This window comes from Brevundimonas sp. NIBR11 (assembly GCF_027912535.1).
Lineage (GTDB): Bacteria > Pseudomonadota > Alphaproteobacteria > Caulobacterales > Caulobacteraceae > Brevundimonas.
The window spans coordinates 1,161,198-1,175,629 of the sequence record NZ_CP115465.1; the positions used below are offsets into that span (position 1 = coordinate 1,161,198).

The following is a 14,432-nucleotide window of genomic DNA, read 5'->3' on the forward strand; positions in this document are numbered from 1 at the left end:
CCGCGGCTACGCCGCCTGCAGCACCTTGCGCAGCTGCGGGTGCAGTTCCGGATTGGCCGCCAGGACCGACGCTCCCGTCTTCGGGTCCCCGTCCTGTTCGATGGTGGTGACGATGCCGCCGGCCTCGGTCACGAACAGCACGCCGGCCGCCACGTCCCAGGGCTTCAGATTGCGCTCGAAGAAGGCATCGTAGCGGCCGCAGGCGACCCAGGCGAAGTCCAGCGCCGCCGAGCCCAGACGACGGATGCCCGCCGTGCGCTGGCCGATGGCGTGGATGTCCTTGATCGACTGCGCGTGGCCCGTCTTGCCGATGAAGGGCAGGCCGGTCGAGATCAGGCTTTCCGACAGGTCGCGACGGCCGGCGACACGGATGCGCTGGTCGTTCAAGTAGCAGCCCTTGCCCTTCTCGGCCCAGAACAGCTCGTTCATGATCGGGTTGTAGGTGACGCCCGCGACGATCTCGGACGAGCCGTCCGGCGCATAGCGTTGCAGGCCGACCGTGATCGCGAAATGCGGCATGGCGTGCATGAAGTTGGTCGTGCCGTCGATCGGGTCGACGATCCAGGTGTGGGACTTGTCGGTCCCCTCGACCATGCCCCGTTCCTCGCCCAGGAAGCCGTAGCCGGGGCGGGCCTTCATCAGCAGTTCGTAGAGAGTGTCCTCGGCCTTGATATCGGCGGCGGTGACGAAGTCGCCAGGGCCTTTGCGCGAGACCTGAAGCTGGGCCACCTCGCCGAAGTCGCGAAGCATGGGGCGAGCCGTCTTGCGGACCGCATCGGTCATGACGGAAACGAGGGCGGAGGCGAGGGCCATGGGGATCTCCTGGTCCGTCTGTCCTGAAAAGGCCCCCAAACTTCGAGGAAGCAGGCCCGGACAGACGGAGAAGTTCACAGGGGCGCGACATGCGCCTCCGGTAGTCGGCAGTGAGTTAATCCGCGCGGCGGACGTATTCGCCGGTGCTCGTGTCGACGACGATGCGCTCGCCCGCCGACATGTACGGCGGGATCATGATGCGCACGCCGTTGTCGGCGATGGCGGGCTTGTAGGACGAGGAGGCCGTCTGGCCCTTCACGGTCGGCTCGGTCTCGGCGACGGTCAGGGTGACCTGGTCCGGCAGCGACAGACCGATCGGACGGTCCTCGTGCATCTCGATGACGACCTTCATGCCGTCCTGCAGGTAGGGGATCGAGTCTTCGCCGACCCAGTCCTTCTGCAGTTCGATCTGCTCGTAGGTGGCGTCGTCCATGAAGACCAGGGCGTCGCCCTGTTCGTACAGGAACGAGAAGTCCTTCTGTTCCAGCGTGACGCGTTCGACCTTGTCTTCCGAGCGGAAGCGTTCGTTCAGCTTGTTGCCGGTCTCGAGGTTCTTGGCCTCGACGTTGGCGAAGGCGCCGCCCTTGCCGGGTTTGACGTGGGTGGCCTTGGTGACGACCCACAGGCCGCCGTTGTGTTGCAGGACCATGCCCGGCTTGATGGTGTTGCCGTTGATTTTCGCCATGGGAATCACAGGGGTCTGGGGCGCTGCCCAAACGGCTGCGCGAAATCGGGCGCGATCCCTAGAGGAAGCTGTCGCTTAGGGCAAGCTGAGGGGTGATCAGTGAACGGTCGGCTGGCTGGCTTCGACTTTGCGATCCACGGCATTGGCGAAGCTGACGCCGCGCGCGGTGGGATTGGCGAGCTTGCCGGCCGTCGGATCCAGCTTGCGGGCCTCGTGGGCGAAGGCCGCGGCCAGGCCGGCCGACGTCATCGCGGCGGCGATCTGCATGCCCCGGCTGGCGGGACGCAGCGCGATCCAGGCCGAGTTGATGGCCTGGGCTCCGGCCCAAAGGATCATGGCCTGGGTGCGGGTCTTGTTGGACGGAGCGTTCCAGACCCGGACCGCTGACAGGGTCGTGGCCGAAAAGACGGCCGGCAAAACCAGGCTGAAGGCGCCGCGCGGACGCTCGGTCACGGGGCCCGCGCCCTCACGCAGCTGGGACGCTGTGCGACGAGGCGGCTTGATCGCACCGCTGGCAAGGGCGGTGGCCAGAAGGGCGAAGCCGGCGGTGGCGATGATGCCGAGGGCGACGTGGCCTGCGCTGCGTTCGCCGGCGTTGAGGAACTCAACGGCGGCCTCGCGCACGTCGTCGATGGTGTCGTCGATATCGGTCATGGCAGGCTCCTTCAGCGTGGAGCAAATGGTCGGCGAGCGGAGCGGTTCCGGCTCAATCCCCGTCGTCACGGGTGGCGAGGTCCCTGGGGTCCTGGTCGTAGTCCAGCAAGTCTCCGGGACGGCAGCCGAGCACTGCGCACAGGCGGGCCAGGGTGGAAAAGCGGATGCCCTTCACCTTGCCCGAGCGGAACAGGGACAGTTGGGTCTCGCTGAGGCCCACTTCGGCGGCCAGATCGCGGGCCTTGAGCCCCTTGGCGACGATCAGCCGGTCCAGGGTGACGCGGACCGGCATCAGATCATCTCGTCCAGTTCGGACTGGATGCGGTCGGCCTGATCCACCACCCGGCCCAGCAGGAACAGCGCGCCGCCGATCATGCCGAGCGTCATGCCGGCCACGTCGAAGTTGGCCAGACCTCCGACGCTGCCCTCGATCACGCGCAGGATGTTCGTGACGCCGAAGACGCTGAGCAGGCCGCCGAGACCCAAGGCAACACCCACGCGACGGAGAGCGCGGGCGAGGGTGGGCTGGATCAGCCGGCCTTTCGCAACCTGGCCCAAGGCCGAGCCGATGGCCCAGACGCCGAAGAGATAGAAGACGGCGGGCGAGGCCCACACAGCCTGCCGAACCCATAGCTCGGGCACGATCCGAGAGTCGCCGCGCAAGGTCAGGACGGTCGGGGCGACGATGTGGATGAGGGCCAGTATCGCGCCAACGCTGCAGACCATGAAGATCGCGAGCCAGCGGAACTGACCGCAGAGGGCGCGGAATCGGGCGAGGTCGGGGGTGGTCATGGCGGATCGGTTTCCTGTCTCATCTTTAATCTTGACTTAAAGATCAGCGCTTCGCAACTTTATCTCTGACTTAAAGAATTGGAGGGGTGCGGAAATGGAGGCGGCGATCCAGACCGACGGGCTGACACGGCGGTTCGGGCACCATCTGGCCGTGGACGTCGTGTCGATGACGGTCCCGGACAAGGCGGTCTACGGCTTCCTCGGCCGCAACGGCGCGGGCAAGACGACGACCCTGAAGATGTTGCTGGGCCTGCTCAGGCCTACCGGCGGCTCGGCGCGGGTGTGCGGAATCGACGTCGGGCGGGACCGGATCGGAGCAGCGCGCAAGGTCGGAGCCCTGCTGGAGGCGCACGGCTTCTACGGCAATCTGACAGGGCGGGAGAACCTGGACCTGACGCGCGTCCTTCTGGGGCTCCCGGCGACCGAGATCGACCGGGTGCTGGAGGTCGTCGACATGGCGGAGGACGCGGGCCGCAGGGTCTCCGACTATTCGTTGGGCATGCGCCAGAGGCTGGGTCTGGCCCGCGCCATGCTGGGCGCGCCGCCGGTGCTGATCCTCGACGAGCCGACCAACGGGCTGGACCCCGACGGCATCGCCGACATGCGACGTTTTCTGAAGAGCCTGCCCGAACGCACGGGCGCGACTGTGCTTCTGTCCAGCCACCTGCTGGGCGAGATCGAACAGACCGCGACCCATATCGGCATCGTCAGTCACGGCAAGCTGGTGCTCGAAGGCGAGCTGGCCCGGCTGAAGGCCGACCTGGCGCCCGAGATAGGCCTGCGCATCGACGACGAGGGCAGGGCGGCCGAGGTGCTGCGCGCCCGCGACCTAACTTTGGTGCAGGACGCCCAGGGCTGGGTCGCTCGGCTGAGGCCGGGAGACGATCCAGACGCCGCGACGGCTGGCCTGACCCGCGCGCTGGTGGAGGCCGGGGTCGGGGTGTTCGCCATCGCCCCGCGTGCCCGCTCGCTGGAAGGCATCTATCGCTCCGTCTCGGACGGCGCCCGCACCCCGGAGACCGTCCGATGATCGCCGTCCTGTCCGTCGAACTGCGCAAGCTGAACCGGTCGCTGGCCGCCGTGCTGGCGATCGCGGCGTCATCGCTGATCGCGATCTTCGGCTTCTTCATGGTGCTGCGCGGCACGAGGGCCCAGTCGTGGGATATGTGGATGGTCAGCGCCATCGGCATCTGGGCCTATTTCATGCTGCCGATGAGCGTGACGGCCCTGACCGCCCTGGTCGCCCACATGGAGCACGGGCCGAAGTCGTGGGACCACCTGCGCAGCCTGCCACTGCCGCGCTGGCGGCTCTATGCGGCCAAGGCCGCGATGGTCCTGCTGGTCGTGGCGATCATGAGCCTGCTGACGCTGCTGCTGACTTGGGGCGCGGTGGTGCTGGCCACGACCCTCAAGCCGGAGCTGACGCCGACCGGACCGTTCGAGCTGGCGCGCTACGCCACAACGATGGGCAAGGTCTTTCTGTCGGCGCTCCTGATGATCGCGATCCAGCTCTGGATCGCCCTGCGTTTCGCCAGCTTCGTGCCCGCGCTCGTGGTGGGGATCGGCGGGACCTTCTTCTCGGTCGTGGCGACCTCGGCGAAGCAGGGAGTGTTCTTCCCCTGGCAGATGCCGGTCAACATGCTGGCGACCGAGGCGTGGCGCGTGAATACGGCGCTGGGCCTGGGCTGTGGTCTGGGACTGGTCGTTCTGGCCCTCGCGACGGTCCACCTAAGTCGCCGTGAGGTCTTATAGGGATCAGTTGCCGGTCGCGGCCTTGTCGGTGACGATCTCCTTCATCGCCGACTGCAGATAGTTCTGGGCGCCCATCAGGTTGATCAGGCTGTGCTGGTTCTCAAGGAAGTCGATGTGCTCCTCGGTGTCGGCGAGAATCCGCATCAGCAGGTCGCGGCTCACATAATCGCGGGCGTCCTCGCACTGGGTGACAGCGGCCGAGGTCGTGGCGCGGCTGTCGAGCTCTAGCTGCAGGTCGGCGCCCAGGCATTCGATCGGATCCTCGCCGACCTTCAGCTTGTGCAGGTCCTGCAGGTTCGGAAGCCCGTCCAGGAAGAGGATGCGTTTGATCAGCATGTCGGCGTGCTTCATCTCGCCGATCGATTCCTCGTAGATCATGTTGCCGAGGTGGCTGAGGCCCCAGCTCTCGAACATGCGGGCGTGCAGGAAGTACTGGTTCACCGCCGTCAGCTCGTTGGTCAGCACTGCGTTCAGCGTGCGGATGATCGCGGGATCGCCCTTCATGGCCATGGTGTCCTGTCGCTTATGTCGAAGACCCGCCAGGGCCTGTTGAGCCACGCCATAACACGGGAAAGACGGCCTCGATCACTTGCGAGCGCTTATCACGATATTGATATTGCGAATGATCCTGGCCTGCAGCCGCGCGGCTTACTCGGCGGCCAGTGCGAACGCTTCGCGGCTTTCAGAAATCATCTGGCGCATCTCGCAGACGCATTTGGCGCACTGCGCTTCGCAATGATTGCGCTGGAAAATTTCGCGGGGACGGGTGGCGCCGGCCTCGATCGCGAAGGCGACGTCGCGCTTCCTCAGACCATTACAGTTACAGACGTACAAAGTGGACCGGCCCCGAGAGCATCACTTGCGATTGGTTCGCTATAGCAGGAGTTGGGGCGATTGCAACGCGTTCGCAATGGCTGCGGTTGACGCGGGGTCTCAGGCGTCGCACCTGCGCCCCATGTCCGATCCCGCCTGCCAGCTCTATCTGATCACCCCGCCGGTCATCGACGACCTCGACGCCTTCGCTGCGCAACTGGAAAGCGCGCTGGACGCGGGGCCGGTCGCGGCCTTGCAGATCCGCCTGAAGCCGGCGAGCGACCAGCAGATCACGGCGGCCGTGCGCCGTCTGGCGCCGATCGCCCAGGGTCGGGGCGTCGCCGTGATCCTGAACGACCGCCCGGACCTGGCTTCTGCGCTGGGCTGCGACGGCGTCCATGTCGGACAGTCGGACGCCTCGGTCGCCTCGGCCCGGCGCATCATGGGCAAGACCGCCATGATCGGCGCGACCTGTCACGACAGCCGCCACCTGGCCATGGAGGCGGCGGAGGCGGGGGCCGACTACGTCGCCTTCGGCGCCTTCTTCCCGACCGACACCAAACAGACCGAACACCGACCTGACCCAGAAATCCTGACCATCTGGCAGGAGGTGATGGAGGTCCCGTCCGTCGCCATCGGCGGGGTCACCGTCGACAACGCCGCCCCCCTGATCTCGGCGGGCGCCGATTTCCTGGCGGTCAGCGCCGGCGTCTGGGCCCATCCGCAGGGGCCGGCCGCCGCGGTGCGGCGTTTCGCCGAGCTTATGTCCGCTACCGACTGACTTCAGGGGATATTAGGACCCTGCGGCTACGGTGAGCTCAGTTTCCCACCAGAGTCGCTTATATATGCTCCAGAGCCGCGCGATGACCGCGACCGATGCGGATGCCTTCGAGCCTGCCGTTGCGCCCCCGCGCTCCACCGGCAAGTCCACGGCGGCCGGCCTGTTCGCAGAACCGCTGGTCCCCATGCTGACGGTTCTGGGCGTCACCATCCTGGCCTTCATCGCCATCGGCATGGCGCGCACATCCGATATGATCGCGGCCCTGTGGGCGGCGAACGGACTGGCCGCGGCGGTCTGGCTGAGGAGCGGTCGCGGCGTGGGATACGACCTGTGCTTCGGCGGCCTGATGGCGTTCGGCATCCTGGCGGGGCAGTTCCTGGCCGGGAACACGCCGCTGATGTCGGCCATCTTCACCCTGGCGAATATGGTGGAGATCGTTCTGGCCGTGGTGCTGGCGCGCAAATTCGCTCCGACCCTGAACCTCGCCACCGTCGAAGGCGCGTGCCGGTTCATCTTCTGCACCGCCGCCGTCTCTCCGGCCATCACGGGACTGGGGGTCGCCGCCTGCCTGTCCCTGATGCGCGGCGTGGCCTTTCTGGAGACCTTCCAGACCTGGTGGTTCGGCCATTCGCTGGGCATCGCCGTCGTCGGCTCCTTCGTCCTGTCGCTGGACATGCGGGCCGTGCGGGCGATGTTCAATCCGTGGCGCGCGGCCGAGACCGCGCTGGTCTTCGGCCTGCTGATCGCGGTCTGCACGATGATCTACTTCATGGTGAACATGCCGCTGGGCTTCGCCATGGTGCCCATCCTGATCATCATCGCCGCTCGTCTGAGGGTGCTGGGCGTCACGGCGGCTCTCGTAGTCATCTCGGTCATGGCCCTGGGCTCCATGATGCTGGGCGTCGGTCCGTGGCACCTGGTGATCGGCAATCTGGCCGAGCGCGCCATGCTGCTGCAGCTGACCATCCTGTTCGGCTACCTGCCCATCCTTCTGGTCGCCTCGCTGCTGGAAGAGCGGGACCGGCTGTCGGCGCGGGCCAAGGCCGGACAACTGCGGGCCGAAAAGGCCTCGGCCGCCAAGTCGCGCCTGCTGGCCAACGTGGCCCATGAGATCAAGAGCCCCATCGGCGGCGTCATCGGCATCGGCGATCTGTGGTCTTCGGGCCAACTGGGTCCTGTGACCGAAACCCAGGCCGAGATGGCGACCATGTTGGTCAAGACCGCCCGTCAGGTCGAGGCCCTGTCGCACGACCTGCTCGACGTGGCCCGGGCCGAATCCGGCGCCGTGAAGGTCGAGATGCGCCCCACCGATATCCCCGGCATCCTCGAAGACATCCGGCGCACCACGGCCATGCGTCCCGAATCGCGGCTTCTGTCGCTGAAGGTCATCTGTGAGGGTGACGGCCTGGTCGCCCTGGCGGATTCCCAGCGCCTGGCCCAGGTCGTCGACAACCTGGCGACCAATGCGGTGAAGTACGGCGCGTCCGGCGGAGAGGTGCTGTTCCGCGCTCGCCGCATCTACGACGGCGTCCGCATCGAGGTCAGCGACAAGGGCCCCGGCCTGTCGCCCGAGAAACAGGCCCAGCTCTTCGAGCCGTTCAACCGCCTGGGCCTGGAACGCTCGACAGTCGAGGGGCACGGCATCGGTCTGGCCCTGGCCAAGCGTCTGGTGGAGCTGCAGGGCGGATCGATCGGCGTGCAGTCCAGGGCCGGCGAGGGCGCGACCTTTTGGATCGAACTGTCGGCCGCCTGACGGGCAATTATTCACTGATGGATGAAATACCGCGACGGACTGTCGCGCGGTTTCGCGCGGGATAGACAAGCCCGGTCCAAAGGCGCACGGCGCCACTTACCGTCAGGTTATTGAGGACCAACCCCGTGGACTTCGACGCTCTCCTGCTGTCGCGATTGCAGTTCGCCTTCACCATCTCGTTCCACATCCTGTTTCCGGCCTTCACCATCGGGCTGGCGGCCTATCTGGCGGTGCTGGAGGGGCTGTGGCTGTGGACCAAGCGTGAGGCGTTCAAGGTCCTCTACCTGTTCTGGGTCAAGATTTTCGCCCTCAGCTTCGGCATGGGCGTCGTGTCGGGCGTGGTGCTCAGCTACCAGTTCGGCACCAACTGGAGTGAGTTCATCCGCCTTACCGGCGGGGTGATCGGGCCGCTGTTGGCCTATGAGGTGCTGACCGCCTTCTTCCTGGAGGCGTCATTCCTGGGCGTCATGCTGTTCGGCTGGAAGAAGGTGGGGCCGAAGCTGCATTTCGCCTCGACCGTTCTGGTGGCCGTCGGCACGACGATCTCGGCCTTCTGGATCCTCTCGGCCAATAGCTGGATGCAGACGCCGCAGGGCTTTCAGATCCTGGCCGACGGCCGGTTCGAGGCGACCGACTACATGCAGGTCATCTTCAATCCCAGCTTCCCGACGCGGCTGGCCCACATGCTGCTGGCCGCATTCCTGACCACGGGTCTGGTGGTCGGCGCCGCCTCGGCCTTCCGCCTGCTGAAGGACCGCGCCGCCGGGGTGAAGACCGAGGGCTGGACCGAAAGCCGCATCTCGCTCGTCATGGCGGTCGGACTGATCGCCGTCCTGGCCCCGCTGCAACTGGTCGCCGGCCATGCCTCCGGGGAGGTCACGCACAAATACCAGCCGTCCAAGACCGCCGCCATCGAGGGCTATTGGGAGACCCGCGCCGACCAGCCGCTGCATCTGTTCGGCATCCCCGACCGCGAGGCGCAGAAGAACCATCTGGAGGTCTCCATCCCCGGTGTCGGCAACCTGATCCAGGGCGTGCGGAAGGACGAGGTCATCACCGGCCTCGACCAGTATGCCCGCGAGGACCAGCCGCCGCCCTTCATCCCCTTCTTCGGCTTCCGCATCATGGTCGGGCTGGGGATACTGATGATCGGCCTGGGCGCCTGGGGGGCGGTGCTGATCTTGAGGAAGCGGATCTTCGACAGCCCGATGTTCCTGCGTTTCGCCGTCCTGATGGGGCCGTCCGGGTTCATCGCCGTCCTGGCCGGCTGGATGGTCACCGAGGTCGGGCGCCAGCCGTGGGTGGTCTACGGCGTGCTGAAGACCCGCGACGCCGTCTCGCCGGTCATCGCCAGCCAGGTCGCGACGTCTCTGATCGCCTATATCGCCGTCTATTCCGTCGTCTTCACCGCCGGGGCGATCTTCATCCTCCGCCTGATGGCCGAGGGGCCGGTCGCGGCCGTCAGCGAGCCGCCGCCGCGAGGTCAGCGCCCGCCGGGCACGCCCTTGGCCAAGGCCCCCGACGACACCACGCCCGACGGCCCTGACGGCGTGCTGGGAGGCCCGCGATGAACCTCGACCTCCAACTGATCTGGGCCGGGCTGATTGCCACCGCCGTCCTGTTGTACGTCACGCTCGACGGCTTCGACCTCGGCATCGGCATCCTGTTTCCGTTCGCGAAGACGCCGGGCGAGCGGGACGTGATGATGAACACCATCGCCCCCGTGTGGGACGGCAACGAGACCTGGCTGGTGCTGGGAGGAGGGGGGCTGCTCGCTGCCTTCCCCCTGGCCTATTCGGTGCTGATGCCGGCGCTCTATCTGCCGATCCTCTTGATGCTGGCGGGGCTGATCCTGCGCGGCGTGGCATTCGAGTTCCGCTTCCGCGCCCGCGACAGGGGTCGCAAATTCTGGACCCAGATGTTCGCCGGCGGCTCGATCCTGACGGCGGTGGCGCAGGGGTTGGTGCTGGGCGGCTTCATCCAGGGCGTCACGGTGCGCGACGAGCGATTCGCAGGCGGCCAGTTCGACTGGCTGACGCCCTACACCCTGCTGGTCGCGGCCGGTCTGGTCGCCGGCTACGCCCTGCTGGGCGGGGCTTGGCTGATGATGAAGACCAAAGACAATCTGCACGGCGACGCCAGACGCTGGACCGGGGTCGCGGCGCTCGCCGTCACCGGCCTGCTGGCGGCCGTCAGCGTGGCCACGTTGGCGATCCACCCCCGCGTCGCCGCCCGCTGGGGCTTCGACCTCCATGACGGGTTCGCGCTGGAACTGGCGGATTTGTTGCCGCTCTTGCCGATCCCGCTCCTGGGCCTCATCGGTCTGGGCGTCATCTTCGTGATGAGCCGCAAAGGCTCGCATCGCTGGCCGTTCGTGGGCGCCCTGCTGGTCTTCCTGTCCGGCTATCTGGGGCTGGCCGCCGGGTTCGCCCCCTATATCGTGCCCTACGCCCTGAACTTCCGGCAGGCGGCGGCGCCCGACAATGCGCTGGGGCTGATGCTGGTGGGGACCACGGCCATCCTGCCCATGATCCTGGCCTACACAGGCTGGGTCTACTGGGTGTTCCGCGGCAAGATCGACGAGGAGGCCGGCTATCATCATTGACCCCGTACCCCCGCCCGAGACGGGCGAAGACACCGGCCCCCTGTGGAAGAAGCTGGCCTGGTTCGCGGGCCTCTGCATCGCCGGTTCGGCGACCGTCGCTATCGTCGCCTATGTGTTGAGGAGCTTGCCGTTCATGGGCTGAAAGGCGATTGTCGCGCCATGTCGCATGCCCTCGTCCTCGCCGCCCTCCTGATCACCGCACCGGGCCAGACCCAGACGCCGCCGACTGCTCCTGCGCAGTCCTCCGCGACGACCGGCAACGCCCTGACCCGCAGCCTGAATTCGGCCCCTCCGGCGGCGTCCACGGCCCCGGCGACGTCCGGCGCGCCCTCGACTTCGACGTCGCTGAACACTCCGCCGTCGACGCGCCCGGCGCCCGCTTCGACGAATCCGCCCGCCGCCGCCACATCCACTCCGGCGACCGCCACGCCGACGCCCGCGCCCCGGGCGACCACCCCGGCCCCGCGTCCCGCGAGCCCCGCTCCCACGACGACCGTTCCCACACCCGCCCCCCGCGTGGCGCCTCCCGCCCCCGCCACAGCCGCGCCGAACCCTGCGCCCCGGGCGACGACTCCGACCCCGGGCGCCACAACCCCAGGTCCGACAGCGGCTCCGACGCCCGCGCCCCGCGCGACGGTTCCGGCCCCGACTACGATCGCGCCCGCAGCGGCGCCCTCCGTCGCCGCGCCGGCCGCGCCCGCATCGGTGATGACGGTGCTGGACGCGTCTGCGATCCGGGCCCTGCCGTTTACAGTCGACCTGCCGAGCGGTTTCACGATCACCTCGGGCCGACCGGGTCCGAACTTCAACATCTGGACGATTCGCCGGGGCCAGCAGCCGCTGGTCATGGTCTATGCCGGACCCGCGTCGCAGTTCCCGATCTATTCAGGCCAGATGGTCGAGACCCCCGGCCGCGCCTCGGTCGTGGCCACCGAGGACGGCCGTCGCGTCGCCCTGGAGCACCTGTTCACTCGCACTACGGCTCCGACCGAGGTTCACGTCTGGATCACCAGCGTCGAGGGCGCCGACCGGGCGCTGGCCGAACAGATCGGCCAGTCGGTAGACGTCCGCTAGACGCCGCGGCAGGTCTTCATCCGCCTTCGGACCAGACCGCCAGCTCGTTGCCGGACGGGTCGCGAAAGTGGAACCGCTGTCCGCCGGGGAAGTCGAAGATCGGCCTGACGATCGTCCCGCCCGCCGCCTCGACCTTGGCCAGCATGGCCGGAAGGTCCTGGGCGTAGAGGACGGGCAGGGGCGCTTTAAGTCCGTCGGAATCGGCGTCAAATCCGCCGTTCAGCCCCTCGTCGAACGCGGCATAGTCGGGACCGTAGTCGACGAAGGTCCAGCCGAACGCGGCCGTATAGAAGGCCTTGGTCTCCGGGATGCCGGAGGAGGGCAGTTCCAGATAGTCGAGTTTTCCGTCGCTCTGCATTGTCTGATCCGATGAAAAGCCGCCGAAACCCGGCTTGCCACGGAGCGAAACTCCAAGCAATCTTGCGAACGACTATCACAAGCGGGTGCGCCGGAGATCGTTCTGTCGACAGGTCGAGAAGTCTTGTTCCGCCTGATGCGGGAGGCGGAAGCGCGCCCAGCGCACACGCCGCCGAAACCTGTGGACGGCGCCGCTAAGCGGTAAGCCAGCCGTTCCGACGACCGAAGGCCAGCACCAACTCCGGCCAGACGGCGGCGGGTTTCCCGGCGATCAGGCGGATGCCGAAGCCGTGCCCGCCCTCCTGAAAAAGATGAGCCTCGCTGACGACGTCGCAGGCGCGCAGCGTGGTCAGCAGCTGCAGGCTGTTTTCCGGCCGCACGCTGGCGTCGTCCAGGGCGTGGATCAGGATGGTCGGGGCGACGCCGACCCAGTCCATGGTCTCCAGCGACCATTCGGTCATCTGCTGAGGCGTGGGGGAGGGGCCCAAGAGGTGCTCGCGCGATCCGGCGTGGACGAGAGGGTCCGTCATGGTCGCGACCGGATAGAGCAGGATGTTCAGGTCGGGCCGGTGCGAGACGGCGTCGGCCTCATCGATCAGCTCGTAGGTAGCGTCCTGGCGCGCGGCGAGGAGCCCCGCCAGATGCCCTCCGGCAGACGCTCCGAGACTGGCGATCCGAGCCGGATCGATCCCGTAGTTCGCCGCGTTCGCCCGGATCAGGCGCAGCGCCCGCTGGGCGTCCTGCAACGGTGCGTTCGGCCCGGCGGCCCAGCCGTCGGCGGGCAGCCGGTAGCGCAGGACGAAACAGGTGACGCCGGCGGCCGCGAAGACCCGGGCGACATCGAACCCCTCCTTGTCCAGCACGGCCCAGCGGTAGCCGCCGCCGGGAATGAGCAGGAGGGCCGCGCCGTTCGGCCGTTCGGGCCGCAGGACGGTCAGGATGGGATCGGTGGTGTACTGGGCGTAGCGGTCGTGGAAGCTCGGGTCGGTCGAGCGTTCCGGTACGATGGGGGTGACGGTGACGTTCTCACCGCCCGGCGCGCCGTTCGGCCACAGATGGACGACCTCGGTCGGGTCGGCGGGAGCCACGGTCTGGGCCTTCACCGAAGTCGCTGCCGCGGCGGTCACAGCCGCCGCGCCGAGAAGGGAACGACGGCTGAGATCAGTCATCAGGCCAGTTCGACCGCCAGGGCCACGGCCTCGCCGCCGCCGATGCAGAGCGATGCGACGCCCTTGGACTGGCCCCGGTTCTGAAGCGCCGCGATCAGGGTGGTCAGAACCCGCGCGCCCGACGCCCCAATGGGGTGACCCAGGGCGGTCGCGCCGCCGTTCACGTTCAGCTTGGCGTGGTCGATGCCCATCTCCTGCATGGCGATCATGGGGACGACGGCGAAGGCCTCGTTGATCTCCCACAGATCGACGTCCTCGACCGACCAGCCGGCCTTTTTCAGCGCCTTTTGCATGGCCGGGACGGGGGCGGTGGTGAACAGGCCGGGCTCATGGGCGTGGGCGGCGTGGGAGACGATGCGGGCGACGATGGGCAGGTGCATCGCCCTGGCCACGCTCTCGCGGGTCAGGACCAGGGCGGCGGCGCCGTCACTGATGGACGAGGCGTTGGCGGCGGTGATGGTGCCGTCCTTGGAGAAGGCGGGCTTCAGGGTCGGGATCTTCTCCGGCATTGCCTTGCCGGGCTGTTCGTCCTCGGTGACCGTGACGATCCCCTTGCGGCCGGAGACCTCGACCGGGGTGATTTCCGCGGCGAAGGCGCCGTTGGCGATGGCGGCTCGGGCGCGGCTGAGGCTTTCCAGGGCGTAGGCGTCCTGTTGCTCGCGCGTGAACTGATAGGTCTGGGCGGAGTCCTCGGCGAATTTGCCCATCAGCTTGCCGGGCGTGTAGGCGTCCTCCAGCCCGTCCATATACATGCTGTCGACGATGACATCGTGGCCGATGCGGGCGCCGCCGCGGTGCTTGTTCATCAGATAGGGGGCGCCGGTCATCGACTCCATGCCGCCCGCGACGACGATGTCGGCCGACCCGGCGGCGAGGGTGTCCGAGGCCATCATCACGGCCTGCAGGCCCGAGCCGCACATCTTGTTGACCGTCGTCGCCTCGACATGCTGGCCGAGGCCGGCGCCGATGGCGGCCTGACGCGCCGGAGCCTGGCCCAGACCGGCGGGCAGGACGCAGCCCATGTAGATCTGCTCGATCTTGTCTGCGGGAACGCCCGCGCGCGCCACCGCCGCCTTGACCGCCGTGGCGCCCAGTTCGGTGGCCTTCACGCCGTTGAAGGCTCCCTGGAAGCCGCCCATGGGCGTGCGGGCGAAGGCGACGATGACGACGGGATCGGACATGGG

Annotated in this window: 17 protein-coding genes; 7 read left to right on the plus strand and 10 right to left on the minus strand. The window is 67.6% G+C overall.

Translation table 11 applies throughout. The features are described 5' to 3' along the window. Positions 1-6: 6 nt before the first annotated feature. The 5 genes from O5O43_RS05615 to O5O43_RS05635 form a co-directional block, all read right to left on the minus strand. Positions 7-813: an inositol monophosphatase family protein gene (locus O5O43_RS05615; RefSeq protein ID WP_271085928.1), complete on the minus strand. Its 807-nt coding sequence runs from the start codon at positions 811-813 to the stop codon at positions 7-9. 115 nt (positions 814-928) lie between these two features. Beyond that, a complete protein-coding gene (gene efp, locus O5O43_RS05620) occupies positions 929-1,498 on the minus strand; it encodes an elongation factor P (RefSeq protein WP_271085929.1) in 570 nt (189 codons plus the stop codon). Between the two features lie 96 nt (positions 1,499-1,594). Continuing rightward, positions 1,595-2,152: a tryptophan-rich sensory protein gene (locus tag O5O43_RS05625; protein WP_271085930.1), complete on the minus strand. Its 558-nt coding sequence runs from the start codon at positions 2,150-2,152 to the stop codon at positions 1,595-1,597. A gap of 52 nt (positions 2,153-2,204) precedes the next feature. Beyond that, positions 2,205-2,444 carry a helix-turn-helix transcriptional regulator gene (locus O5O43_RS05630; RefSeq protein WP_271085931.1) on the minus strand — a complete coding sequence of 80 codons (240 nt, stop codon included), beginning with the start codon at positions 2,442-2,444 and terminating at the stop codon, positions 2,205-2,207. Then, complete coding sequence (locus O5O43_RS05635; RefSeq protein WP_271085932.1) at positions 2,444-2,944, minus strand: DUF2975 domain-containing protein; 501 nt, start codon at positions 2,942-2,944, stop codon at positions 2,444-2,446. The genes O5O43_RS05630 and O5O43_RS05635 overlap by 1 nt, the downstream gene beginning before the upstream one ends. A gap of 94 nt (positions 2,945-3,038) precedes the next feature. Between O5O43_RS05635 and O5O43_RS05640 the strand changes: the two genes are divergently transcribed. Together O5O43_RS05640 and O5O43_RS05645 are read left to right on the plus strand one after the other, a co-directional pair. After that, the gene (locus O5O43_RS05640; RefSeq protein WP_271085933.1) at positions 3,039-3,974 is read left to right on the plus strand and encodes an ABC transporter ATP-binding protein; all 936 of its coding nucleotides are present in this window, start codon (positions 3,039-3,041) and stop codon (positions 3,972-3,974) included. After that, a complete protein-coding gene (locus O5O43_RS05645; RefSeq protein ID WP_271085934.1) occupies positions 3,971-4,696 on the plus strand; it encodes an ABC transporter permease in 726 nt (241 codons plus the stop codon). The genes O5O43_RS05640 and O5O43_RS05645 overlap by 4 nt, the downstream gene beginning before the upstream one ends. Before the next feature lie 3 nt (positions 4,697-4,699). Here the strand turns inward: O5O43_RS05645 and bfr are convergent, their stop codons facing one another. Both bfr and O5O43_RS05655 read right to left on the minus strand, forming a co-directional pair. Beyond that, a complete protein-coding gene (gene bfr, locus O5O43_RS05650) occupies positions 4,700-5,200 on the minus strand; it encodes a bacterioferritin (RefSeq protein ID WP_271085935.1) in 501 nt (166 codons plus the stop codon). Between the two features lie 144 nt (positions 5,201-5,344). Then, positions 5,345-5,530 carry a (2Fe-2S)-binding protein gene (locus O5O43_RS05655; RefSeq protein WP_271085936.1) on the minus strand — a complete coding sequence of 62 codons (186 nt, stop codon included), beginning with the start codon at positions 5,528-5,530 and terminating at the stop codon, positions 5,345-5,347. A 121-nt stretch (positions 5,531-5,651) separates the two neighbouring features. Here O5O43_RS05655 and thiE point away from each other — a divergent pair, with 121 nt between their 5' ends. The 5 genes from thiE to O5O43_RS05680 all read left to right on the plus strand — a co-directional run bounded on the left by thiE (position 5,652) and on the right by O5O43_RS05680 (position 11,722). Further along, positions 5,652-6,290 carry a thiamine phosphate synthase gene (gene thiE, locus O5O43_RS05660; RefSeq protein WP_271086390.1) on the plus strand — a complete coding sequence of 213 codons (639 nt, stop codon included), beginning with the start codon at positions 5,652-5,654 and terminating at the stop codon, positions 6,288-6,290. 82 nt (positions 6,291-6,372) lie between these two features. Beyond that, complete coding sequence (locus O5O43_RS05665; protein ID WP_271085937.1) at positions 6,373-8,043, plus strand: sensor histidine kinase; 1,671 nt, start codon at positions 6,373-6,375, stop codon at positions 8,041-8,043. Between the two features lie 125 nt (positions 8,044-8,168). Then, on the plus strand, positions 8,169-9,614 hold the full coding sequence (locus O5O43_RS05670) for a cytochrome ubiquinol oxidase subunit I (protein ID WP_271085938.1): 1,446 nt from the start codon (positions 8,169-8,171) through the stop codon (positions 9,612-9,614). Continuing rightward, positions 9,611-10,648, plus strand: coding sequence for a cytochrome d ubiquinol oxidase subunit II (gene cydB / locus O5O43_RS05675; RefSeq protein WP_271085939.1), 1,038 nt, complete (start codon positions 9,611-9,613; stop codon positions 10,646-10,648). The genes O5O43_RS05670 and cydB overlap by 4 nt, the downstream gene beginning before the upstream one ends. 159 nt (positions 10,649-10,807) lie before the next feature. Continuing rightward, positions 10,808-11,722, plus strand: coding sequence for a hypothetical protein (locus tag O5O43_RS05680; protein WP_271085940.1), 915 nt, complete (start codon positions 10,808-10,810; stop codon positions 11,720-11,722). A gap of 16 nt (positions 11,723-11,738) precedes the next feature. On the opposite strand, the gene O5O43_RS05685 is transcribed toward O5O43_RS05680, so the two are convergent. From O5O43_RS05685 to O5O43_RS05695, 3 genes are all read right to left on the minus strand, one after another. Continuing rightward, positions 11,739-12,080 (minus strand): VOC family protein, encoded by a 342-nt coding sequence (locus O5O43_RS05685; protein ID WP_271085941.1) that lies wholly within the window; start codon positions 12,078-12,080, stop codon positions 11,739-11,741. A gap of 193 nt (positions 12,081-12,273) precedes the next feature. After that, a complete protein-coding gene (locus O5O43_RS05690; RefSeq protein ID WP_271085942.1) occupies positions 12,274-13,248 on the minus strand; it encodes an alpha/beta hydrolase in 975 nt (324 codons plus the stop codon). Next, positions 13,248-14,429 (minus strand): acetyl-CoA C-acyltransferase, encoded by a 1,182-nt coding sequence (locus O5O43_RS05695; protein WP_271085943.1) that lies wholly within the window; start codon positions 14,427-14,429, stop codon positions 13,248-13,250. The genes O5O43_RS05690 and O5O43_RS05695 overlap by 1 nt, the downstream gene beginning before the upstream one ends. Positions 14,430-14,432 lie beyond the last annotated feature (3 nt).